This window comes from Kitasatospora sp. NPDC059673, assembly GCF_042734215.1.
In the GTDB taxonomy this organism is placed as follows: domain Bacteria; phylum Actinomycetota; class Actinomycetes; order Streptomycetales; family Streptomycetaceae; genus Kitasatospora.
In genome coordinates this window covers 136,496-154,999 of the sequence record NZ_JBHWEN010000013.1, presented here as the reverse complement: position 1 = coordinate 154,999, position 18,504 = coordinate 136,496, and the positions used below count along the sequence as shown (strand labels likewise).

The following is an 18,504-nucleotide window of genomic DNA, read 5'->3' as shown; positions in this document are numbered from 1 at the left end:
CTGACGTACCGCTTTGCGTACCGCTTGGAGCCGGAACATGGCCGTGGATCGCCTGCTTCCCACCGAGGAAGCCGCCGACCTGATCGCGCTGACCCGTGATCTCGCCGACAAGGAACTCGCCCCGAAGGTCGAGTCCCACGAGAAGCAGGAGCTGTACCCGGAGGGCCTGTTCGCGCTGATGGGCCAGGCCGGTCTGCTCGGCCTGCCGTACTCGGAGGAGTTCGGCGGCGGCGGGCAGCCGTACGAGGTGTACCTCCAGGTGCTGGAGGAGCTGGCGTCGCGCTGGGCGGCCGTCGCGGTCGCCACCAGCGTGCACACCCTGGCCTGCCACCCGCTGAACGCGTTCGGCACGCCGGAGCAGAAGGAGCAGTGGCTTCCGCAGATGCTGGCCGGCGAACTGATCGGCGGCTACAGCCTGTCCGAGCCGCAGGCCGGCTCCGACGCGGCCGCGCTGACCTGCAAGGCCGAACCCGTCGAGGGCGGGTACCGGGTGACGGGCACCAAGGCGTGGATCACCCACGGCGGCAAGGCCGACTTCTACGCCCTGTTCGCCCGCACCGCGCCCGGGGCGCACGGCATCTCCTGCTTCCTGGCGCCCGGCCAGACCGAGGGCCTGACCTTCGGCGCGCCGGAGGAGAAGATGGGCCTCAACGGCGTGCCGACCACGGCCGCCTACTGGGACGGCGCGCTGCTCGGGCCGGAGCGCCTGATCGGCGCCGAGGGGCAGGGCCTGTCCATCGCGTTCTCCGCCCTCGACTCGGGCCGGCTCGGCATCGCCGCCTGCGCCACCGGCCTCGCCCAGGCCGCACTGGACACCGCCGTCGCGTACGCCAACGAGCGCACCACCTTCGGCCGCAGGATCGTCGACCACCAGGGCCTGGGCTTCCTGCTCGCCGACATGGCCGCCGCCGTGGACTCCGCCCGCGCCACCTACCTGGACGCGGCCCGCCGCCGCGACCTCGGCCGCCCGTTCAGCCGGCAGGCCAGCGTGGCCAAGCTGATCGCCACCGACGCCGCGATGAAGGTGACCACCGACGCGGTGCAGGTGCTCGGCGGCTACGGCTACACCCGGGACTTCCCGGTCGAGCGGTACATGCGCGAGGCGAAGATCATGCAGATCTTCGAGGGCACCAACCAGATCCAGCGCCTGGTCATCAGCCGCCAGTTCGCGCGCTGACCCGACCCCCCTGTCGGTTCGTCACCACCCGTTCGGGGCCGCTGCTCACCCACCGGCCCCGAACGCCACTCGGAAAGGGCTTTCCAGCATGCAGCTCACCGGTACCGCCGCCCTGGTCACGGGTGCCGCCTCCGGCCTCGGCGCCGCCACCGCCGTCCACCTGGCGGGCCTCGGCGCCCACGTCTACGGCCTGGACCTGCCCAAGGCCGTCGAGTCCGCCCCGACCCCGCCCGAGGGCGTCACCCTGCTCGGCGCGGACGTCACCGAGGAACAGCCGGTGCGCGACGCGCTCGCCCGGATCGCCTTCGACGGCCACCCGCTGCGCCTGGCCGTCAACTGCGCGGGCATCGCCCCGTCCGCCCGGATCGTCGGCCGCCGCGGCCCGCACGACCTGGACCTGTTCCGCACCGTGCTGAACGTCAACCTGATCGGCACCTTCAACGTGATGCGGCTCGCCGCCGAGGCGATGTCCGCCCTGGAGCCGGACGAGGCAGGCCAGCGCGGCCTGGTCGTCAACACCGCCTCCATCGCGGCGTTCGAGGGCCAGGTCGGCCAGATCGCGTACGCCGCGTCCAAGGCCGGCGTCGCCGGGATGACCATCACCGCCGCCCGCGACCTCGCCCAGTTCGGCATCCGGGTCGTCACCATCGCGCCCGGCATCGTCGACACCCCGATGATGGCGAGCTTCTCCGACGAGATCCGGGCCGGCCTGGCCGCCACCGTCACCTTCCCGCAGCGGCTCGCCCACCCCGAGGAGTACGCCCGGCTGGTGGCCATGGTCGCCGACCACGACTACCTCAACGGCGAGACGATCCGGATGGACGGGGCGCTGCGGATGTCGGCGCGGTGAAGGCTGGTTGACGTCTTTTGCGGGCCTTGACGTTTCCTGTGGGGCCTTGCCGTCCTTTGCGGGGCCGCCTTTCGGGGCGGTCCTGCTTTTTTGATCCATCAGCTCTTGGGGAGGCACTTGGTGCTGCCGTTGGCCGTCACGCCGCCGTTCGCCACCACCACACTGGCGTGTGCCTCGATGCAGCCCAGGCCGGTCAGTAGCAGGTCGGGGTAGCTCTGGTCGATGTGGCCGAGGTGGAACGTGCTGGAGGTGGAGTCGGCCGTGCGCAGCGTGGTGGTGGACACCGTGCCCTGGCCCGGATCGCCGAACACGTACTCGGCGGGGTCGTACCGCGCCCACGCCCCCCGCGCAGTGGACCGAGAAGCGCAGACTGACCGTCCCGAGCGCCGTTCCGGCGGGCTGCACCCGGCCGTTGATGGTGACGTCCTGTGGCAGGAGCACCGGCACCTGGTCGAGGTTGATGGCGTCGTCGGCGCAGTGGTAGGCCTTCGGGTCGGTGGCGTCCGGAACCGCCGGGGTGGGGCTCGGCGTGGTCGGTGCGGACGCGGCGAACAGGTACAGCAGCCCGAGGTTGGCCGCGAGCGAGGCCGCCAGCCGTTCCTGCTCTTCGCGATGCGCGGCAGCACCGGCGCCAGGTTCTACTCCCGTGGCCGCTGACCGCTCTCTGAGCCTTCCCCATCGTGCTCCCCCACTGGTGGTGGCACTACCTCTACTCGCCGGCCACCGGAGCGCTGTGGATGCTGTCCATGCTTGTCGGCCCCTTCATCAGACAGGCCGTCAACCGCTCATGGATCCGCCAGGGCACCCGGAAGGGCCGTGGTTCGGACGGTCCTGGTGTCCGTCACCACTCCGCGACTTGATAGTCCTTCAGGAAGACGCCGACGCAGGGCTCACCGGCCTCGCCGCGCACGATCGGGTCGTAGATCCGGGCCGCGCCGTCCACGATGTCGAGCGGGGTGCGGAAACCGGCTCCGGCCATCCGGGACTTCTTGGGGGCCGGGTTCTCGTCGGTGATCCAGCCGGTGTCCACGGCGCACATGTGGATGCCGCGCTCGGCGAGTTCGGCGGCGCTGGTGCGGGTGAGCATGTTGAGGGCGGCCTTGGCCATGTTGGTGTGCGGGTGGCCCGGCATCTTGTTCCGGACCGCGAACCGGCCTTCCACGGCTGTCACGTTGACGATGTACCTGGACCGGTGCGGTGACGCTTCCAGCAGGGGCAGCAGTCGGTCGCAGAGCAGTGCGGGGGCGAGCGCGTTGACCAGTTGGGTCTCCAGCACCTCCGCCGGGTCGAGTCCGCCGAGCGTCGCCGACCAGGAGTTCTGCGGGGCGCGGTCGGGCAGCAGGCCGGCCTCGTCCACCGGGGCGGGGAGCGGCAGCGCCGGTGTCACGTCCGGCGTCGTCAACTCCCGCTCCGGCGCGGCGAGTTCGACGGCGGGCCAAGCGGTGGCCAGGGTGGGCATCGGGCGGAAGCCGGGCGCGTGGGTGACCTGCGCGGGGGCGGGACCGTGTTCGCCGGCGGCGAGCTGGGCGTACGCCTCGGGCGGGCGGCGCACGGTCTGTGCCGCGTTGTTCACCAGGATGTCCAACGGCCGTCCCTCGGCGCGCAGTTGCTCGCACAGGCCGAGGACCTGGCGCGGGTCGCGCAGGTCGATGCCGACGATCCGCAGGCGGTCCAGCCACCGTTCGCTGCCCTCGGCGGCGGCGAAGCGGCGCAGCGTGTCGTGCGGGAAGCGGCTGGTGACGGTCAGCTCGGCGCCGTCGCGGAGCATCATCAGCGCCAGCTGGAAGCCGATCTTGACGCGGGCGCCGGTGAGTAGCGCACGTCGGCCGGTGAGGTCGGTGCTGAGGGCGCGCCGGGTGGTGTGGTCAGCGGCGCAGTCGGGGCACAGGCGGTGGTAGAAGCCGTCGAGTTGGCGGTAGGTGCGCTTGCAGACGTAGCAGCGCCGGTGGCGCCGGAGTTCGCCGATCGGGGTGTGGCCGGACGTGCTGGGGAGCGGGGCGTCCTCGCGGCGGTCGGTGCCGCCGGTGGCGGTGGCGGCGGTCAGTTCGGCGTCGGCGAGGGTGGCTTCGGTGCGGCGCTCGCGGCGGCGCCGCTGGCGGCCGTCACGGACGAAGGACTCGGCGACGCGTTCGGCGCGCAGTCGCAGTGGATGGTCGGCGGGGAGGGTGCGCAGCTGCCCGATGGTGCGGTCGAAGGCTGCGAGTTCGGCATCCGTGAGGCTTTGGACCGCGCCATCGGAGCCCTGAATCCCACCCGGGCCGTCTGTCTCGTTCAGCTCGGGCGCGCCCATCAGGTCCTCCGGGTGGCGGTGCGTCAGCGGGGTCGGGCCCGGCCGGAATCGAGGCGGCGTGTTCCGCCTTGGCTGGACGGCGCGTCTGCCAATGCGCCACGGGCCCGTCGCCCGAGCCTCCCGGGGGCCGGATTCGAACCGGCGTGACCCGCCATGCGGATAGCGATGCGTCTGCCTCTGCGCTACGCCCGGCAGGTGAAGGAGATCCTATGGGACCGCACCCGGCGACCGGCAAGCGCTTTCCGCACCCGGCGACTGGCAAGCGCTTTCCGCAGCCGCTCCACAGAACGGGAAACCGCTTTCCGTTCATCCCTGCCGTCAAGTCGGCGCGGGCGTACGGAAAGCGGTTTCCCGCTCGGTGCGGCGGGCGCACTCAGCCCTGGCGGAGTTCCGGGAAGTCGCTGTCCCAGTACTCGTTCGGGTTGCGGTTCTCGGTGCGGTCGGCCTCGTGGGTACGCAGTTCGACGCGGCGGATCTTGCCGGAGATGGTCTTCGGCAGGTCGGCGAACTCGAGGCGGCGGATGCGCTTGTAGGCGCTGAGCTTCTCCCGGGTGAACGCGAAAATGTCGCGGGCGAGTTCGGGGCTGGGGGTGCGGCCGTCGACCAGCACCACGTACGCCTTGGGGACGGCCAGGCGCAGCGGGTCGGGCGAGGGGACCACGGCGGCCTCGGCGACGGCGGGGTGTTCGATCAGGACGCTCTCCAGCTCGAACGGGGAAATCCGGTAGTCGCTGGCCTTGAACACGTCGTCGGCGCGGCCCACGTACGTGATGTATCCGTCGGCGTCCTGCGCGGCGACGTCGCCGGTGCGGTAGTGGCCGTCGCGCATGGCGTCGGCGGTGCGCTCGGGGTCGCCGCGGTAGCCACGCATCAGGCCGAGCGGGCGGTGGGCCAGGTCGAGGCTCAACTCGCCTTCGCCGCCGGGCTTTCCGTCCGGATCGAGGAGGGCGACGTGGTAGCCGGGCAGCGGCCGCCCCATCGAACCGGGGCGGACGGGCTGGCCGGGGCTGTTGCCGATCTGGCAGGTGGTCTCGGTCTGGCCGAAGCCGTCCCGGATGGTCAATCCCCAGGCGGCCCGCACCTGTTCGATCACCTCGGGGTTCAACGGCTCGCCGGCCCCGACGAGTTCGCGCAGATCGGTGCGGTGCGCGCCCAGGTCGGCCTGGATCAGCATCCGCCAGACGGTGGGCGGGGCGCACAGCGTGGTGACCCGGCAGCGGGCGATCACCTCCAGCAACTGCTGGGCGTCGAACCGGCCGTAGTTGAAGACCAGGACCGTGGCCTCGGCGTTCCACGGCGCGAACAGGTTGCTCCAGGCGTGCTTGGCCCAGCCCGGCGAGGAGATGTTGAGGTGGACGTCGCCGCGGCGCAGCCCGATCCAGTACATGGTGGACAGGTGGCCGACCGGGTACGAGGCGTGGGTGTGCTCGACCAGCTTCGGCTTCGAGGTGGTGCCGGAGGTGAAGTACAGCAGCAGCGGGTCGTCCGCGAGCGTGACGCCCTCGGGGGTGAACTCCTCGGCGGCGGTGTCGACTTCCGCGTAGTCGTGCCAGCCCTCGGGGGTCGGTGCGCCGACGGCGATCCGCAGCGGGGCGCCGGGGAGATCGGCGAAGCGGTCGGTGACCTCGGCGGCGGCGATCACGGCGCGCACCTCGCCGCGTTCCAGGCGGTCGGCGAGGTCCTCGGCGGACAGCAGCAGGGTGGCGGGGATCAGCACCACACCGAGCTTGATCGCGCCGAGCATCACCTCCCACAGTTCGCTGACGTTGCCGAGCATCACCAGCACCCGGTCGCCGCGCCCGAGGCCGAGCGCGCGCAGGTGGTTGGCGACCTGGTCGGAGCGGCGGGCGAGCTGGTCGAAGCTGTGGATGCGCTCGCTGCCGTCCGCCTCGACCACCCACAGCGCGGGCCGGTCGTTGCCGCGTGCCATCGGGTCGAAGTGGTCCAGCGCCCAGTTGAACTCGCCCAACTCGGGCCACTGGAAGGTGCGGTACGCGGTGTCGTAGTCGGTGGCGTGCTGCCACAGCACCTCGCGGGCGGCCCGGAAGTTGGCCACCGACGCCGCGCGGTCGAGCCGCGCCCCGGCCCGGGAGTCCGCGCCGGTGGTCGCACCGTCGCCCGGCCGGGACGGCGGCTGCTCATTGTTCTGGACGTTCTCGGCTGAGCCCATGGCCTGACCCCTCTGTGTTCAGTTACCGTCGCACCCAATATTTCCGCTGGCCGTGGGCCTGCGGTCCCCCCACCTGGAGAGGAGAGTTCGCTCGGATGGCGGATGGCTCCACTGGTCGTACGGTACGGGTCCTGGTGGTCGACGACCATCCAGTGGTGTGCGACGGCGTGTCTGCGCTGATTCGGCGGGCCGAGGACGTGTCCGTGGTCGGTTCGGCCCGGACCGCGCGCGAGGGCGTGGCGCTGGCCGCGACGCTCCGTCCGGACGTGGTGCTGCTGGATCTGCGGCTACCGGACCTGCCGGGTTCGCGGACCGTGCCGCTGCTGCGGGCGGCCGCGCCGGATGCGCGGGTGGTGCTGTTCACCGCGTTCGAGGACCAGAATGCGCTTTCCGCGGCGCTCGCGGCGGGTGCGCACGGCTGCCTGCTGAAGGACGTCACGGACACCGACCTGGTCGCCCAGCTGCGGCTGGCTGCGGCGGGACGGCGGGTGCTCGACCCGCGGCTGAACGGTTCGGCCCCGGCCCAGTTGCAGGCGCGGCTGTTCCGGTTGTCGCTCAGCCGGCGCGAGTACGAGGTGATCCGGTCGGCCGCGACCGGCCGGACCAACCCGGAGATTGCGGAGGAGCTCGGGCTGACCCGGAACACCGTGAAGACGTACCTGCAGACGGCGATGCACAAGCTCGGCGCCCGCAACCGGGTGGAGGCGATCCGCCGGGCCCAGCAGGAGCAGCTGCTCTGAGCGGGGCGGCCGGCGCGGCGTCCGATCAGGCCGGGGCGGGCGGCGCGGCGTCCGATCAGGCCGGGGCGGGCGGCGCGGCGGGGGCTTGATTCGGGCACGGGGGCGGTGGCACGGGGTGTGACGGGGACGGCTGGGCGGGGAGCGGGAGTTCGCCGCGCAGGGTGGTGCCGTCCTCGTCGCTGTGCAGGTGGAGGGTGCCGCCGAGGCGTTCGTACCGGGCGCGCAGGGCGGGCAGGCCGGCGCCGGTGGCGGTTCCGGGTCCGCATGCGAGTGCGGGTATGGGTGCGAGCGGGCCCGGATCCCAACGGGAAAGCGGTTTCCCGTTGGGGTCACCGTGCGGATCCGGACCCGGTCCGTCGTCGATGACGGCGAGGCCGAGGCGGTGCCGGTCGTGGGTGAGTGTGACGGCGACCGAGTCGGCCCGGGCGTGTTTCTCGACGTTCAGCAGGCCCTCGGCGACGGTGCGGCGCAGCAGGGCGGCGCGTTCGGCGTCCAGGCGCGGGGCGGGTCCGATGGGGACGAACGTGGCGGGTATGCCGGTGCGTCGTTCGAAGTCGCGGAGTGTCTCGGCGAGGTCCGCTGCGAGCCGGTCGCCGTCAGGCCCGGCGCCGTCGGACCTGGTGCCGTCGGGGGCGGCGGGCCGATCGTGGTGCAGGCGGGCGACGGAGGCGCGCAGGGTGGCGGCGGCGTCGCCGAGTTCGCGTTCGAGGCGGCGCAGGCGGTCGGCGAGTTCGGGGTGCTGGGTGGTGTCGGCGCGCAGGTCGCGGACGGAGCTGCCGATGCCGAACAGCATCGCGCCGAGGCCGTCGTGCAGTTCGGCGGCGATTCGGCGGCGTTCGCCGGTGACGGCGGCGTCGGCGAGGGTGGCGGCTCCGTCGGCGACGTCCACGGCGAGGGTGGCGAGGTGGGCGAGTCGGGTCAGGCCGTCGATCGCGCTGTCGCCGATCTCTCCGCTGCCGCGGATGGCGCCGTAGAGGACGCCGCGCGCGGGGCCGGTGCCGATCGGGAGGCCGACCATGCCGGTGACGGCTTCGCTGCCGACCTGCTGGTCGAAGTCGTGGGTGATCCGGCTGGAGCGGTAGTAGTCGCGGACCACCACGGCGTTGCCGAGGGCCACCACCCGCCCGCCGAGGCCGAGTCCGAGCGGGATCCGCAGCTCGTGCAGGGTGGTCCGAAGGGTCCCCGACCAGGCCCGCAGCACCAGGTCCCGGCCCTCCACCAGCCCGCCGAGGCCGAGTTCGAAGCCGTGCTCGATGCGGGCCCGCTCGGCGACGGCCCGGAGCGTGTGCCGGGCGTCCAGCAGCCCGATCCGATGGGTCCGCTCGCGTTCGATCCGGTCCAGCTCTGCGAGGGCTGCCAGTACCTCGGCCTCCCGTTCGCTCCCGCCACCGCCGTTCATGCGCGGCAGCGTACCTGGTCCACACATCCGCGCGGTCCGCTGATCACATCGTCCGATCGTCGCCGCGCACCTGGCCCGCGACGTAGCTACCCACTCCCCGCGAGGTCGCTACCCACCACCCGCGACGTCCCTACCCGCCGCCCGCGAGGTCGCTACCACCGCGTGCGGCCTCGATACCACCGCCCGCCGCCTCGCGCAACCGCACGCGACCCCGGCGGCGGCTCGGCGTGGCGGTTTGAGGCGTCTGCGTCGCGGGGCGATGCTGAAGGCATGGCCTGGGGGTTGCTGCTCCGAAGGGGAATGTGCGGACATGGCGACACGGGTACCGGGCCGTGCGGCTACTGCGACGGTGAACGGCGACGGCTCGATCACGGGGTGGTCGGCGGCCGCTGAGCGCATGTCGGGGTTCTCGTCGGCCCGGGTACTGGGGCGTTCCGCGTTCGATCTGCTGGCCGGTGACGCGCCGATCGCCGTGCTGCGCGCGGTGGTTCGGCGCGAGCCGTTCACCGGCATGGTCCGGTTGAAGCGTTCGGAGCGCGATCCGGTGGCGGTGGAGCTGGCGATCGTCCCGGTGCGGACGGCGGACGGCGAGCAGAGCTGGGTGCTGTCCGCGCTGCCCTTGCAGCCACTGGGAGGGGAGCCGCCGGTGGCGATCGCCGAGGTGTCCGACCGGCCGACCCGACCGGAGGATCTGGCCCGGCGCCGGCTGGCGCTGCTCGGCGCGGCCGGCCTGCGGATCGGTTCGACCCTCGAAGTGCAGCGCACCGCACAGGAGTTGGCGGATGTCGGGACGGAGGACTTCGCGGATTTCGTCGGCGTGGATCTGCTGGAGCCGGTGTTCCGCGGCGGTCCGTCGTCCAACGCGGGCCTGGTCTTCTACCGGGTGGCGCAGCAGTCGGTGCTGCCGGGCTGCCCGGAGTCGGCGGTGGCCACCGGGGCGCGCGATGCGATCCTTCCGGAGTCGCCGATGGCGCAAGTACTGGCCTCGGGCCGGCCGGTGCGAACGGACATGCGGGATCAGCGGCTTCAGGGGTGGATGCAGCAGGAGCCGCGGCGGCAGAAGTCCGCGGCGGAGTTCGGGATTCATTCCTCGCTGCTGGTGCCGCTGACGGCACGCGGGGTGACGCTGGGCGTGGCGATCTTCCTGCGGCACCGTTCGCCGGAGGCGTTCGACGACGACGATCTGGTGCTGGCCACGGAGTTGACGGCGCGGGCGGCGCTGTCCGTGGACAATGCCCGGCAGTACACCCAACAGCGGGACACCGCACTGGCGTTGCAGCGGTCGCTGCTGCCGGCCCGGACGCCCCGGCAGGCGGCGGTGGAGGTGGCCTTCCGCTATCTGCCGGTGAACGACCGGGACGGGGTGGGCGGCGACTGGTTCGACGTGATCGCTCTGTCGGGTGCCCGGGTGGCGCTGGTGGTGGGTGACGTGGTGGGGCACGGGGTGCCCGCGTCGGCGGCGATGGGCCGGCTGCGGACGGCGGTGCGAACGCTGGCCGACATCGACATGCCACCGGACGAACTCCTCACCCACCTGGACGACTTGGTGCTTCGGGTGGATCTGGAGGAGGTGCCGGACAGCGCCACGACCTGGGCGGGCGGCAGCGTGGGCGCGACCTGCCTGTACGCGGTGTACGACCCGGTGGCGCGGACCGCCATGATGGCCCGGGCGGGTCACCCCGGTCCGGTACTGGTCGGCCCGGACGGCACGGTGACGTTCCCGGAGCTGCCGCCGGGCCCGCCGCTCGGTCTGGGCGGAATGCCGTTCGAGGCAATGGAGTTGCCCGTCCCGGAGGGCAGCGTACTGGCGCTGTACACGGACGGCCTGCTGCGGGCCTCGGAGTTGCGCGGCGATCCGGCGCTGGGCCTGGACGGGCTGGCGTCAGCGCTCGCCGAGCCCGCGGACTCGCTGGAGGTGCTGTGCGACCGGGTGTTGAACGCGACGCTGGGCTCGGCCGCGCCCAGCGACGACGTGGCGCTGCTGCTGGCCCGCACCCGGGCGCTGCATGAACAGGACGTCGCCGGCTGGGAGTTGCGGCACGACCCGTCGGAGGTGGCCCGGGCCCGCAAGCTGACCGCGACGACGCTCGTCGAGTGGGGGCTCGAAGAGGCCGCGTTCATCACCGAGTTGGTGGTCAGCGAGCTGGTCACCAACGCGGTCCGCTACGGTCAGTCGCCGATCGGTCTCCGGTTGATCCGGGACGGCGGGACGCTGATCTGCGAGGTGTCGGACGGCAGCAGCACGGCCCCGCATCTGCGCCGGGCGCGCACCTTCGACGAGGGCGGCCGGGGCCTGCTGCTGGTGGCGCAGCTGTGCCAGAACTGGGGGACCCGGCACACGCCGCGCGGCAAGACCATCTGGGCCGAGCAGCAACTCTGAGGCGCGGCCTGTGGGTTGGTCAGTTCTTCAGGGCGGCCTGTACGGCCTCGCGCAGGCGTCCGCCGTGCTCGGTGAGCAGAGCGGCCGCGGTGCCGGCGTCGAGGTCGGCGAGCAGCAGCAGAATGGCGTCCTTGACCTTGCCGCCGGTGGCGTCGAGTGCGGCGGTGACGGCGGCCGGTTCGGCGTCGGTGGCGAGGGCGACGATGCGGCGGCTGCGGTCGCGGAGTTTCTCGTTGGTCGCGCGGAGGTCGACCATCAGGTTTCCATAGGTCTTGCCGAGCCGGATCATGGTGATCGTCGAGATCATGTTGAGCACCAGCTTCTGTGCCGTTCCGGCCTTCAACCGGGTTGATCCGGTGAGCAGTTCGGGCCCGGTGACGACCTCGATGCCGTGTTCGGCGGCGACGGCGAGAGCGGACTCACGGTTGCCGGAGAGGCCGACGGTGAGCGCGCCGAGGGCGCGGGCGTGCTCGACGGCGGCGACGGCGTAGGGGGTGCGGCCGGAGGCGGAGATGCCGACCACGGTGTCGGCGGCGGTGAGCTGCAGGGCGTCGAGGTCGGCGACGGCGGCGGCGCGGTCGTCCTCCGCGTTCTCGACGGCGGCGGTGAAGGCCGCGGGTCCGCCGGCGATCAGGGCGACGATCTCGCCGGGCGCGGTGTTGAAGGTGGGCGGGCATTCGGCGGCGTCGAGCACGCCGAGCCGGCCGGCGGTTCCGGCGCCGGCGTGGATCAACCGGCCGCCACGGCCCATCCGTTCGGCGATCGCGTCGATGGCGGCGGCGATCGCGGGCAGTTCGGCGGCGACCGCGTCCGGGACGGTGCGGTCCTCGGCGTTCATCAGCCGGGCGATCTCCAGGGTCGGCAGCAGGTCGATGCCCGCGTGCTCGGGCCGCCGGGTCTCGGTGGCCAGCCCGGCAAGCGCGGCCAGGTCTGCGGCCGGCTCCGTGGCACCTGGGTGGCCGAGGCCTTCGGCACCGGGCCGGTCGGGGTCGGCGGCGGACGAGAGGGGCAGGTCACTGGGGTGCGGGGTGCCGTTCACAGCGCCCGAGCCTAACCGTGGGGCCACTGCCGAACAATCGCCCCCGGCCCTCGACCGGACGGCCCGGCGGAGATATCTTGCCGTCCACCTGGTGGCGCGGCCCGCCGTTTCTGCCACACTCCCCCCATGGACCTTCGGGGGGATGGATCCACTGCCGCTGCCATGCCCGTCGGGCTGTCGCGGTTCGCGCTCAAGCCGGTGCTCGGCGTCGCGGCGGGGGTCGCAGTGCTCGAACTGTTGCTGGTGGGGCGGTACGGCTTCCACCGGGACGAGCTCTACTTCCTGTCCGCCGGGCGGCACTTGGCGTGGGGCTATGTCGATCAGCCGCCGCTGACACCGCTGTTGGCCCGGCTTTCCACGGCGCTGTTCGGCGAGAGCCCGGCGGGGCTGCGGGTGGTCGCGGTGCTGCTCGCCGCCGCCACGATCGTCCTGACGGCGCTGGCCGCACGGGAGTTGGGGGCGCGCCAGGGCGGTCAGCTGCTGGCGGCGGCGGGCGCGGCGGTGTCGGCGATGGTGCTGGCGCTGGGCCACATGCTGTCCACGGCGAGCTTCGACCTGTTCGCCTGGATGGGGATCGGCGTGCTGGTGCTGCGGCTGCTGCGCACCGGTGACCGCCGCTGGTGGCTGCCGATCGGCGCGGCAGTGGGTGTCGCGCTGCTGAACAAGGACCTGGTGCTGCTGCTCGCGGCGGCGCTGCTCCCGGCCGTCCGGTTCACGGGCAACCGGCAGGTCCTGCAGGGGCGTTGGCTGCCGCTGGGCGTGCTGCTGGCGGTGCTGGTGGCCGCGCCGAACCTGTACTGGCAGGCCCGGCACGGCTGGCCGCAGGTGACGGTGGCCTCGGGCATCAGCGACCAGGACGGCCTGACCAACCGGCTGACCTTCGTGCCGATGCAACTTCTGTATCTGTCACCGGTGTTGGTGCCGGTGTGGCTGGGCGGCCTGCGCCGTCTGCGGCACGGTCCCGAGCTGCGCTGGGCACGGCCGTTGGCGTTCGGCTACCTGGGGCTGTGCGCGCTGGTGCTGCTGCTCGGCGGCAAGCCGTACTACGCGCTGCCGCCGCTGCTGCTGGTGCTGGCGGCCGGGTGCCAGCCGGTGGTGGACCGGACCTGGCCGGTGCCGCGCCGCCGGGCGCGGTTGGTGGGGGTGCTGCTGCTGGCGGCGGCGGTGAACACAGCGATCACCTTGCCGGTGCTTCCCGAGCATCAACTCCCCGCCGTGGCCTGGGTGTACAAGGAGTCGGCGGAGCAGGTCGGCTGGCCGGAGCTGGCCGAGGCGGTGGGCGCGGGCTGGGCGGCGATCCCGCCCGAGCACCGGGGCCGGGCGGTGCTGTTCGCGAGCAACTACGGCGAGGCGGGCGCCCTGGCCCGGTACGGCGCCGACAACGGTCTCCCCATGCCGTATTCGGGCCACATGTCCTTCGCCGACTGGGGCCCGCCGCCGGACTCCGCGACCGGCCCCGTCCTGCTGATCCACCCCGCGTCGTACCCACAGGTCGAACGCGCCTTTACCGACTGCCATGAGGTGGCCCGGGTCGACAACGGCCACGACCTGGCCAACGAGGAGCAGCACGCCCCGGTCCTGCTGTGCTCGGTCCCGGCCGCACCGTGGTCCCAACTCTGGCCCCGGCTGCGGCACTTCTACTGAGCGGTACCGACTACGCCGGGGGCGCCGTGCGCAGGACGGTGTCGGTGACGCCGCCCGGGCATTCGCGTTTGCGGCCCCAGCCGGCCAGGTCGGCGCCTGCCCGGTAGGCCGATTCGAGGAAGTCGAGGGCGGTCGCCCAGGGGTCGGCGGCGGTCCGGACGTCCTGGTACTTCAGCAGGGCGAGGTGGCTGCCCCGGCTTGTGGTCCAGGAGGCGGCGGCGGGGTGCAGGGGGCGGGTGGTGAGGTCGGCGGGTTCGGGGGCGGTGTAGCAGTAGAAGGCCGACTCGGGGACACTGTCGTCGCCGAACCAGAAGCCGGCGCTGATGACTTCGCGGGAGTAGGCCTCGCGGGTGACGGGGTCGGCGGCGGGCTGGTCGATCTCGCGGTCGGAGAAGCGGGTGACGGCGAGGTCGAAGGTGTGCCAGAAGTGGTGGACGGGGCTGGTCTTGCCCGAGTAGCCGGTGGCGTACTCCTCCAGCAGCAGGGCGACTTGGCTGAGGATGTGCCAGTAGGTGGTGACGGCGGCCGGGTCGTAGCTGCGGTGTTCGTCGTCGTCGGCGAACGGGCGGTGCGAGTCGGGGAGGTCGTACGGGTAGGGGTGGTCGGGGACGATGTCGATGTCGAGGTGGACGAGGGCGCGCAGGGTGTCGCGGTAGAAGTCGCCGACGGAGCGGCCGGTCAGCGGGAAGGAGTCCTCGGCGCCGTCGAGGGTGCGGATGTACAGCCGGTGGTCGGTGAAGTCGAAGTCGATGGTGAAGGCGTCGCCGCCGCGGGTCGGGCCGGTGGGGCGGGTGGTGATGCCGCGTCCGGTGAGATGGAACGGCACGTTCCACCAGTGGTTGCGGCGGGGGCTGCCGGCCAGCCGGATCTTGCCGATGATCTGGGCGAATCGGTGCAGGGTCTCCTTGGTGTCCCGCCAGGACTCCAGGGGCAGGGGCGGGAAGAGTTCCATGGTGCGCTCCGGCTGAGGTGGGTCGCGACGGGTGGTGCGTCCCATCCTTGCGGGGCCTGCCGCGCCGTCGGGGTGCGACGCGCCCGGGTGACGGGGAGACTGCTCCACCCGGGTGCGCCGCGTCCAACCGATGTGGGCGTCACTCCCGTCCGCTGCCGCTGCCATCGCCCAGTACGTAGCGGTGCGGTGCCATCGCGGTGTCGTGCCCGGGCAGCGCGGCCATCGCGGCGGCGTGTGCCTGCCCGGGGCTGAGCACCGTCCCGCCGGTTTCGATCGTCGCCGTCAACTCGCCGTCCTGGACGTCCACTTCGACGTCGCGGGCGCCGAGTGCGGTGCGCAGCAGGTCGGTGACGGCGTCCAGGTCGATCGGAACTGGACCTCTCCCGCTCGGCAACCTCGACCGGAGTGGGTGCAATGGGTGCGGGCAGGGTGCCGCCGGCCGCCAGGGTCAGCCATTCCTGTACAGCAACCCGGTTGCGACGCCGTCCAGTACCGGTTCGAGGCGCACCACACCATGGATCGCCTCTTCCGGCTCGCCTACCGCACCCCGCAGGAAGTGGCAGCCTGGCGCGCACGCGACCCGCTCGTCCCCACTGCTGCGGCACTGTCGGCCGGCGCTGCTGCCGCGATCGACGCGGAGGTCGTCCAACTCCTTTCCAGTGCAGTCGAGTTCGCGCTAGCCTCGGCGGACCCTGATCCGGCGACGGCAGGCGACCACCTGTACGCAAGCGGGCTGTGGCCCCGGTCGGGAGCGGCACTGTGACCCTGCTGTCGTAAGCGAAGGCGATGAACCGGGCGCCGGCGGGTGCCGCTGACGGTCTGGACCGGGCGTTGCAGCCGGACGCCGAGCAGCTGCGCGATGCGATCCGCGCCGTCCTGAAGTAGCCCACCGGTCCCGCCGACCGCTCGCCACCCCGAGACCTTCCGACGCACGCACCTCCGCCCGCGATGCCCACGCACCCTCCCCGCCGCACAACACCACACGCACCACACCACGCGCACCACACCGCACCGCACCACACCATCCGAGGAGAGCAGCCATGAGCGACCGCTACCACTGGGACCGCAGCCACCCCGGCCTGACCGCCCTGCGCGAGTCGATCGAGGAGGTCCGCCGCGAGGTGGTCTCCCACCCGATGTACCTCGCGCTGGACAGCCTGGAGAAGGTGCGGACCTTCCAGCAGACCCATGTGTTCGCCGTATGGGACTTCATGTCCCTGCTCAAGTGCCTCCAGCAGAAGCTCACTTGTGTGACCCTGCCGTGGCTGCCGGACGGTCCGACCGCGAGCCGCCGGCTGATCAACGAGATCGTGCTGGTCGAGGAGAGCGACGAGCTCGGCGAGGGCTACATCAGCCACTTCGAACTGTACCTGGACGGCATGGCGAAGTCGGGCGCCGACACCGCCCCGGTCGAGGCCTTCCTGGCGGCGATCCGTTCCGGCCGGTCGGTGGCGGAGGCCTCGAAGCTCGCCGAAATCCCGCAGGCGGCAGCCGAGTTCACGGCCGTCACGTTCGGGATCATCGAGGACGCGCCGGTGCACTGCCAGGCCGCGGCGTTCGCGTTCGGCCGGGAGGACCTGATCCCGGAGATGTTCCAGCAGGTGGTCCGGATCGACGACGCCGCGGGGCGGTTGGGCGTCTTCAAGGACTACCTGGTCCGGCACATCGAGGTGGACGGCGAGCAGCACACTCCGATGGCGATGCAGATGCTGATCGACCTGTGCGGCGACGACGCCGGGCACTGGGAGGAGTGCGCGGCGACGGTCCGCACCGCGCTGCGGGCCAGGGTCGCGCTGTGGGACGCGATCACGGCCTCGCTGTGACCGACGGGCCCGGCCCCGGCGCGGACTTCACCGCACCGGGGCCGGAACTCCCTTACCCGGCAGGTCAGTTCTGGCCGAGCCACATGTCGGGGCCGAACACCTCGTAGTGGATCTCGGCGGCGGGCACGCCCGCCTCCAGCAGCTGGGTACGCACGGAGCGCATGAACGGCAGCGGGCCGCACAGGTAGGCGACGGCACCGGCGGGCACGTCCAGGCCGCTCAGGTCGACCCGGCCGGTACGGTCGGCGGGCCACTCGCCCTCGGGACGCTCGTACCAGACGTGCGCCTCGGCGTTCGGCAGCTTCGCCACCAGGCTCGCGAAGTCCTCGCGGAAGGCGTGGCTGGACTCCTGCTGGTCACCGTGGACGGCGATCACCTTGCGGGTGGTGCCGGTCTCGGCGAGGTGGTTGAGCATCCCGATGATCGGGGTGCAGCCGATGCCGGCCGAGACAAGCACCACCGGGCGGTCCTCGTCGGCCAGCTGGACGTCGCCGAACGGGGCGCTGACCAGCAGGGTGTCGCCCTGGTCGACGTGCTGGTGCAGGTGGTTGGAGACCTCACCGGCCGGGTCGCCGGCGACTCGCTTGACGGAAATCTGCAGGCCGCCGTCAGGCCGGCCGGACAGGCTGTACTGGCGGATCTGCCGCGCGCCGTCCGCGAGTTCGACCTGCACCGAGACGTACTGGCCGGGCTTGTGCGCCGGGACGGGGCCGCCGTCGGCCGGGTGCAGCAGGAAGGTCGCCACGTCGGCGGTCTCGGCGGTGCGGGACACCACGGTGTAGGGGCGGCGCTCGCCGTGGGTGCCGCTCTCCTCGTACAGCCGCGCCTCGATGGCGATCAGCGCGTTGGCCATCAGCCAGTACACCTCTTCCCAGGCCTCGGCGACCTCGGGGGTGACGGCCTCGCCGAGCACCTCGACGATGGCGGCGAACAGGTGGTCGTGGACCACCTGGTACTGCGGGCCGGTGACACCCAGCGAGGCGTGCTTGTGGGCGATGCGGGCGAGCATGGCGTCCGGTCGCTGGTCGGGGTTGTTGACCAGGGCGGTCGCGAAGGCGGCTATCGAACCGGCCAGCGCGGACTTCTGGCTGCCGTCGGCCTGGTTGCCCCGGTTGAACAGGTCGCGCAGCAGCTCGGGGTGAGCAGCGAAGAGCCGGCCGTAGAACGAACCGGTGATTTCCTCGATGGCCGCTCCCACCACGGGCAGGGTGGCACGCACGGTCTGCGCGGACTTCTCGGACAGCATCCGAAGCTCCAAACTCGCATCTGAGATGCGTATTTTAGGGTATGGGAATACCCACTGTTGACCGCTGACGACTACAGGTGACTGCTACTGACTACTACTTGCTCATTGCCGACTGCTGTTGATCACCGCTGGCTCCAGGCAAACGGAAAACGCTTTCCCGGTGGCGCGCCACCACCCCGGGCCCCCGACTCCGCTCCCCGCTGTCCGGCCGAACCGGCCCGGCTAGCCACGGCCGGGCAGTCCGAGCAGGACCGGGCCGGACGGCGGACTGACCAGGTCGTTCACGGTCATCGGGTCGAGCGTCGCGAAGAACGCCTCCTGCGCCTGGCGCAGCATCCCGCGCAGTCGGCAGGAGTGGCGCAGCGGACACGGCGGCTGATCCTCGCAGCCGACCACGTCCCCGGCGCCCTCCAGCTCCCGGACGATCCGGCCGAGCGATCCGTTGCGGCCGGCGGCAGTCAGGGCAAGCCCTCCACCGCGCCCGCGCCGGGCCTCGACCACGCCCAGGTGCTGGAGACGACTGACCACCTTCGCCGCGTGGTTGTAGGGGACATCGACCGCCTCGGCCACCTCGCGGGTGGTCGGGGTCTGGTCCTCGCCCAGCACCGCCAGGCGCATGGCGATGCGCAGTGCGATGTCGGTGCTCTTGGTCAGCCTCACGGCGCCGACTCTAGCCAATTCGGCATCCTGGATACCAATTAGCCCGGCGTGTGCTGCGTCACGTTCCACGGCCGTGCGCGATGGGTAGGGCGCGCGAGGCGACCGCCCCACCGGCGGTGATCCACGTCACCACT

Annotated in this window: 16 protein-coding genes and 1 tRNA gene; 7 read left to right on the top strand and 10 right to left on the bottom strand. The window is 72.2% G+C overall.

Features of this window, described 5'->3' with window-relative positions:
* Positions 1–37: 37 nt before the first annotated feature.
* Together ACFV18_RS17570 and ACFV18_RS17565 are read left to right on the top strand one after the other, a co-directional pair.
* Positions 38–1,177, top strand: coding sequence for an acyl-CoA dehydrogenase family protein (locus tag ACFV18_RS17570; protein ID WP_380484052.1), 1,140 nt, complete (start codon positions 38–40; stop codon positions 1,175–1,177).
* An 88-nt stretch (positions 1,178–1,265) separates the two neighbouring features.
* A complete protein-coding gene (locus ACFV18_RS17565; protein ID WP_380484050.1) occupies positions 1,266–2,027 on the top strand; it encodes an SDR family NAD(P)-dependent oxidoreductase in 762 nt (253 codons plus the stop codon).
* Between the two features lie 98 nt (positions 2,028–2,125).
* On the opposite strand, the gene ACFV18_RS17560 is transcribed toward ACFV18_RS17565, so the two are convergent.
* From ACFV18_RS17560 to ACFV18_RS17545, 4 genes are all read right to left on the bottom strand, one after another.
* Complete coding sequence (locus ACFV18_RS17560) at positions 2,126–2,338, bottom strand: hypothetical protein (RefSeq protein ID WP_380484048.1); 213 nt, start codon at positions 2,336–2,338, stop codon at positions 2,126–2,128.
* A gap of 530 nt (positions 2,339–2,868) precedes the next feature.
* Positions 2,869–4,317, bottom strand: coding sequence for an SDR family NAD(P)-dependent oxidoreductase (locus ACFV18_RS17555; protein WP_380484045.1), 1,449 nt, complete (start codon positions 4,315–4,317; stop codon positions 2,869–2,871).
* A 33-nt stretch (positions 4,318–4,350) separates the two neighbouring features.
* Positions 4,351–4,423 (bottom strand) — tRNA-Gly (locus ACFV18_RS17550).
* 267 nt (positions 4,424–4,690) lie between these two features.
* Entirely contained in the window at positions 4,691–6,487 is a 1,797-nt protein-coding gene (locus ACFV18_RS17545; RefSeq protein WP_380484042.1) for an AMP-binding protein, read from the bottom strand.
* 95 nt (positions 6,488–6,582) lie between these two features.
* Here ACFV18_RS17545 and ACFV18_RS17540 point away from each other — a divergent pair, with 95 nt between their 5' ends.
* Positions 6,583–7,227 (top strand): response regulator, encoded by a 645-nt coding sequence (locus ACFV18_RS17540; protein WP_380484040.1) that lies wholly within the window; start codon positions 6,583–6,585, stop codon positions 7,225–7,227.
* Positions 7,228–7,282: 55 nt separating this feature from the next.
* On the opposite strand, the gene ACFV18_RS17535 is transcribed toward ACFV18_RS17540, so the two are convergent.
* Complete coding sequence (locus ACFV18_RS17535) at positions 7,283–8,626, bottom strand: histidine kinase (RefSeq protein WP_380484038.1); 1,344 nt, start codon at positions 8,624–8,626, stop codon at positions 7,283–7,285.
* A gap of 310 nt (positions 8,627–8,936) precedes the next feature.
* Here ACFV18_RS17535 and ACFV18_RS17530 point away from each other — a divergent pair, with 310 nt between their 5' ends.
* Positions 8,937–11,006 (top strand): SpoIIE family protein phosphatase, encoded by a 2,070-nt coding sequence (locus tag ACFV18_RS17530; protein WP_380484036.1) that lies wholly within the window; start codon positions 8,937–8,939, stop codon positions 11,004–11,006.
* Between the two features lie 19 nt (positions 11,007–11,025).
* Here the strand turns inward: ACFV18_RS17530 and murQ are convergent, their stop codons facing one another.
* Complete coding sequence (gene murQ, locus ACFV18_RS17525; protein ID WP_380484137.1) at positions 11,026–11,934, bottom strand: N-acetylmuramic acid 6-phosphate etherase; 909 nt, start codon at positions 11,932–11,934, stop codon at positions 11,026–11,028.
* 273 nt (positions 11,935–12,207) lie between these two features.
* On the opposite strand from murQ, the gene ACFV18_RS17520 reads away from it, so the two are divergent.
* Positions 12,208–13,689, top strand: coding sequence for an ArnT family glycosyltransferase (locus ACFV18_RS17520; RefSeq protein WP_380484034.1), 1,482 nt, complete (start codon positions 12,208–12,210; stop codon positions 13,687–13,689).
* Positions 13,690–13,699: 10 nt separating this feature from the next.
* On the opposite strand, the gene ACFV18_RS17515 is transcribed toward ACFV18_RS17520, so the two are convergent.
* Positions 13,700–14,641, bottom strand: a complete 942-nt coding sequence (locus ACFV18_RS17515) for a DUF5996 family protein (RefSeq protein WP_380484032.1) — start codon at positions 14,639–14,641, stop codon at positions 13,700–13,702.
* A gap of 139 nt (positions 14,642–14,780) precedes the next feature.
* Positions 14,781–15,035 carry a hypothetical protein gene (locus ACFV18_RS17510; RefSeq protein ID WP_380484030.1) on the bottom strand — a complete coding sequence of 85 codons (255 nt, stop codon included), beginning with the start codon at positions 15,033–15,035 and terminating at the stop codon, positions 14,781–14,783.
* A 120-nt stretch (positions 15,036–15,155) separates the two neighbouring features.
* On the opposite strand from ACFV18_RS17510, the gene ACFV18_RS17505 reads away from it, so the two are divergent.
* Together ACFV18_RS17505 and ACFV18_RS17500 are read left to right on the top strand one after the other, a co-directional pair.
* Entirely contained in the window at positions 15,156–15,404 is a 249-nt protein-coding gene (locus ACFV18_RS17505) for a hypothetical protein (protein ID WP_380484028.1), read from the top strand.
* A 277-nt stretch (positions 15,405–15,681) separates the two neighbouring features.
* Positions 15,682–16,464 carry a DUF3050 domain-containing protein gene (locus tag ACFV18_RS17500; protein ID WP_380484026.1) on the top strand — a complete coding sequence of 261 codons (783 nt, stop codon included), beginning with the start codon at positions 15,682–15,684 and terminating at the stop codon, positions 16,462–16,464.
* Positions 16,465–16,528: 64 nt separating this feature from the next.
* On the opposite strand, the gene ACFV18_RS17495 is transcribed toward ACFV18_RS17500, so the two are convergent.
* Both ACFV18_RS17495 and ACFV18_RS17490 read right to left on the bottom strand, forming a co-directional pair.
* Entirely contained in the window at positions 16,529–17,710 is a 1,182-nt protein-coding gene (locus tag ACFV18_RS17495; RefSeq protein WP_380484024.1) for a globin domain-containing protein, read from the bottom strand.
* A 222-nt stretch (positions 17,711–17,932) separates the two neighbouring features.
* Complete coding sequence (locus ACFV18_RS17490) at positions 17,933–18,370, bottom strand: RrF2 family transcriptional regulator (RefSeq protein ID WP_380484022.1); 438 nt, start codon at positions 18,368–18,370, stop codon at positions 17,933–17,935.
* Between the last annotated feature and the right edge of the window lie 134 nt (positions 18,371–18,504).

What these genes read in the sequence shown, in the direction of transcription:
- ACFV18_RS17565 (WP_380484050.1), top strand. Translation starts at nt 1,266, where the DNA reads ATGCAGCTCACCGGTACCGCCGCCCTGGTCACGGGTGCCGCCTCCGGC.
- ACFV18_RS17520 (WP_380484034.1), top strand. Translation starts at nt 12,208, where the DNA reads ATGCCCGTCGGGCTGTCGCGGTTCGCGCTCAAGCCGGTGCTCGGCGTC.
- ACFV18_RS17530 (WP_380484036.1), top strand. Translation starts at nt 8,937, where the DNA reads ATGGCGACACGGGTACCGGGCCGTGCGGCTACTGCGACGGTGAACGGC.
- ACFV18_RS17495 (WP_380484024.1), bottom strand. Translation starts at nt 17,710, where the DNA reads ATGCTGTCCGAGAAGTCCGCGCAGACCGTGCGTGCCACCCTGCCCGTG.
- ACFV18_RS17540 (WP_380484040.1), top strand. Translation starts at nt 6,583, where the DNA reads ATGGCGGATGGCTCCACTGGTCGTACGGTACGGGTCCTGGTGGTCGAC.
- ACFV18_RS17505 (WP_380484028.1), top strand. Translation starts at nt 15,156, where the DNA reads ATGGATCGCCTCTTCCGGCTCGCCTACCGCACCCCGCAGGAAGTGGCA.
- ACFV18_RS17500 (WP_380484026.1), top strand. Translation starts at nt 15,682, where the DNA reads ATGAGCGACCGCTACCACTGGGACCGCAGCCACCCCGGCCTGACCGCC.
- ACFV18_RS17545 (WP_380484042.1), bottom strand. Translation starts at nt 6,487, where the DNA reads ATGGGCTCAGCCGAGAACGTCCAGAACAATGAGCAGCCGCCGTCCCGG.
- ACFV18_RS17555 (WP_380484045.1), bottom strand. Translation starts at nt 4,317, where the DNA reads ATGGGCGCGCCCGAGCTGAACGAGACAGACGGCCCGGGTGGGATTCAG.
- ACFV18_RS17515 (WP_380484032.1), bottom strand. Translation starts at nt 14,641, where the DNA reads ATGGAACTCTTCCCGCCCCTGCCCCTGGAGTCCTGGCGGGACACCAAG.
- ACFV18_RS17535 (WP_380484038.1), bottom strand. Translation starts at nt 8,626, where the DNA reads ATGAACGGCGGTGGCGGGAGCGAACGGGAGGCCGAGGTACTGGCAGCC.
- ACFV18_RS17570 (WP_380484052.1), top strand. Translation starts at nt 38, where the DNA reads ATGGCCGTGGATCGCCTGCTTCCCACCGAGGAAGCCGCCGACCTGATC.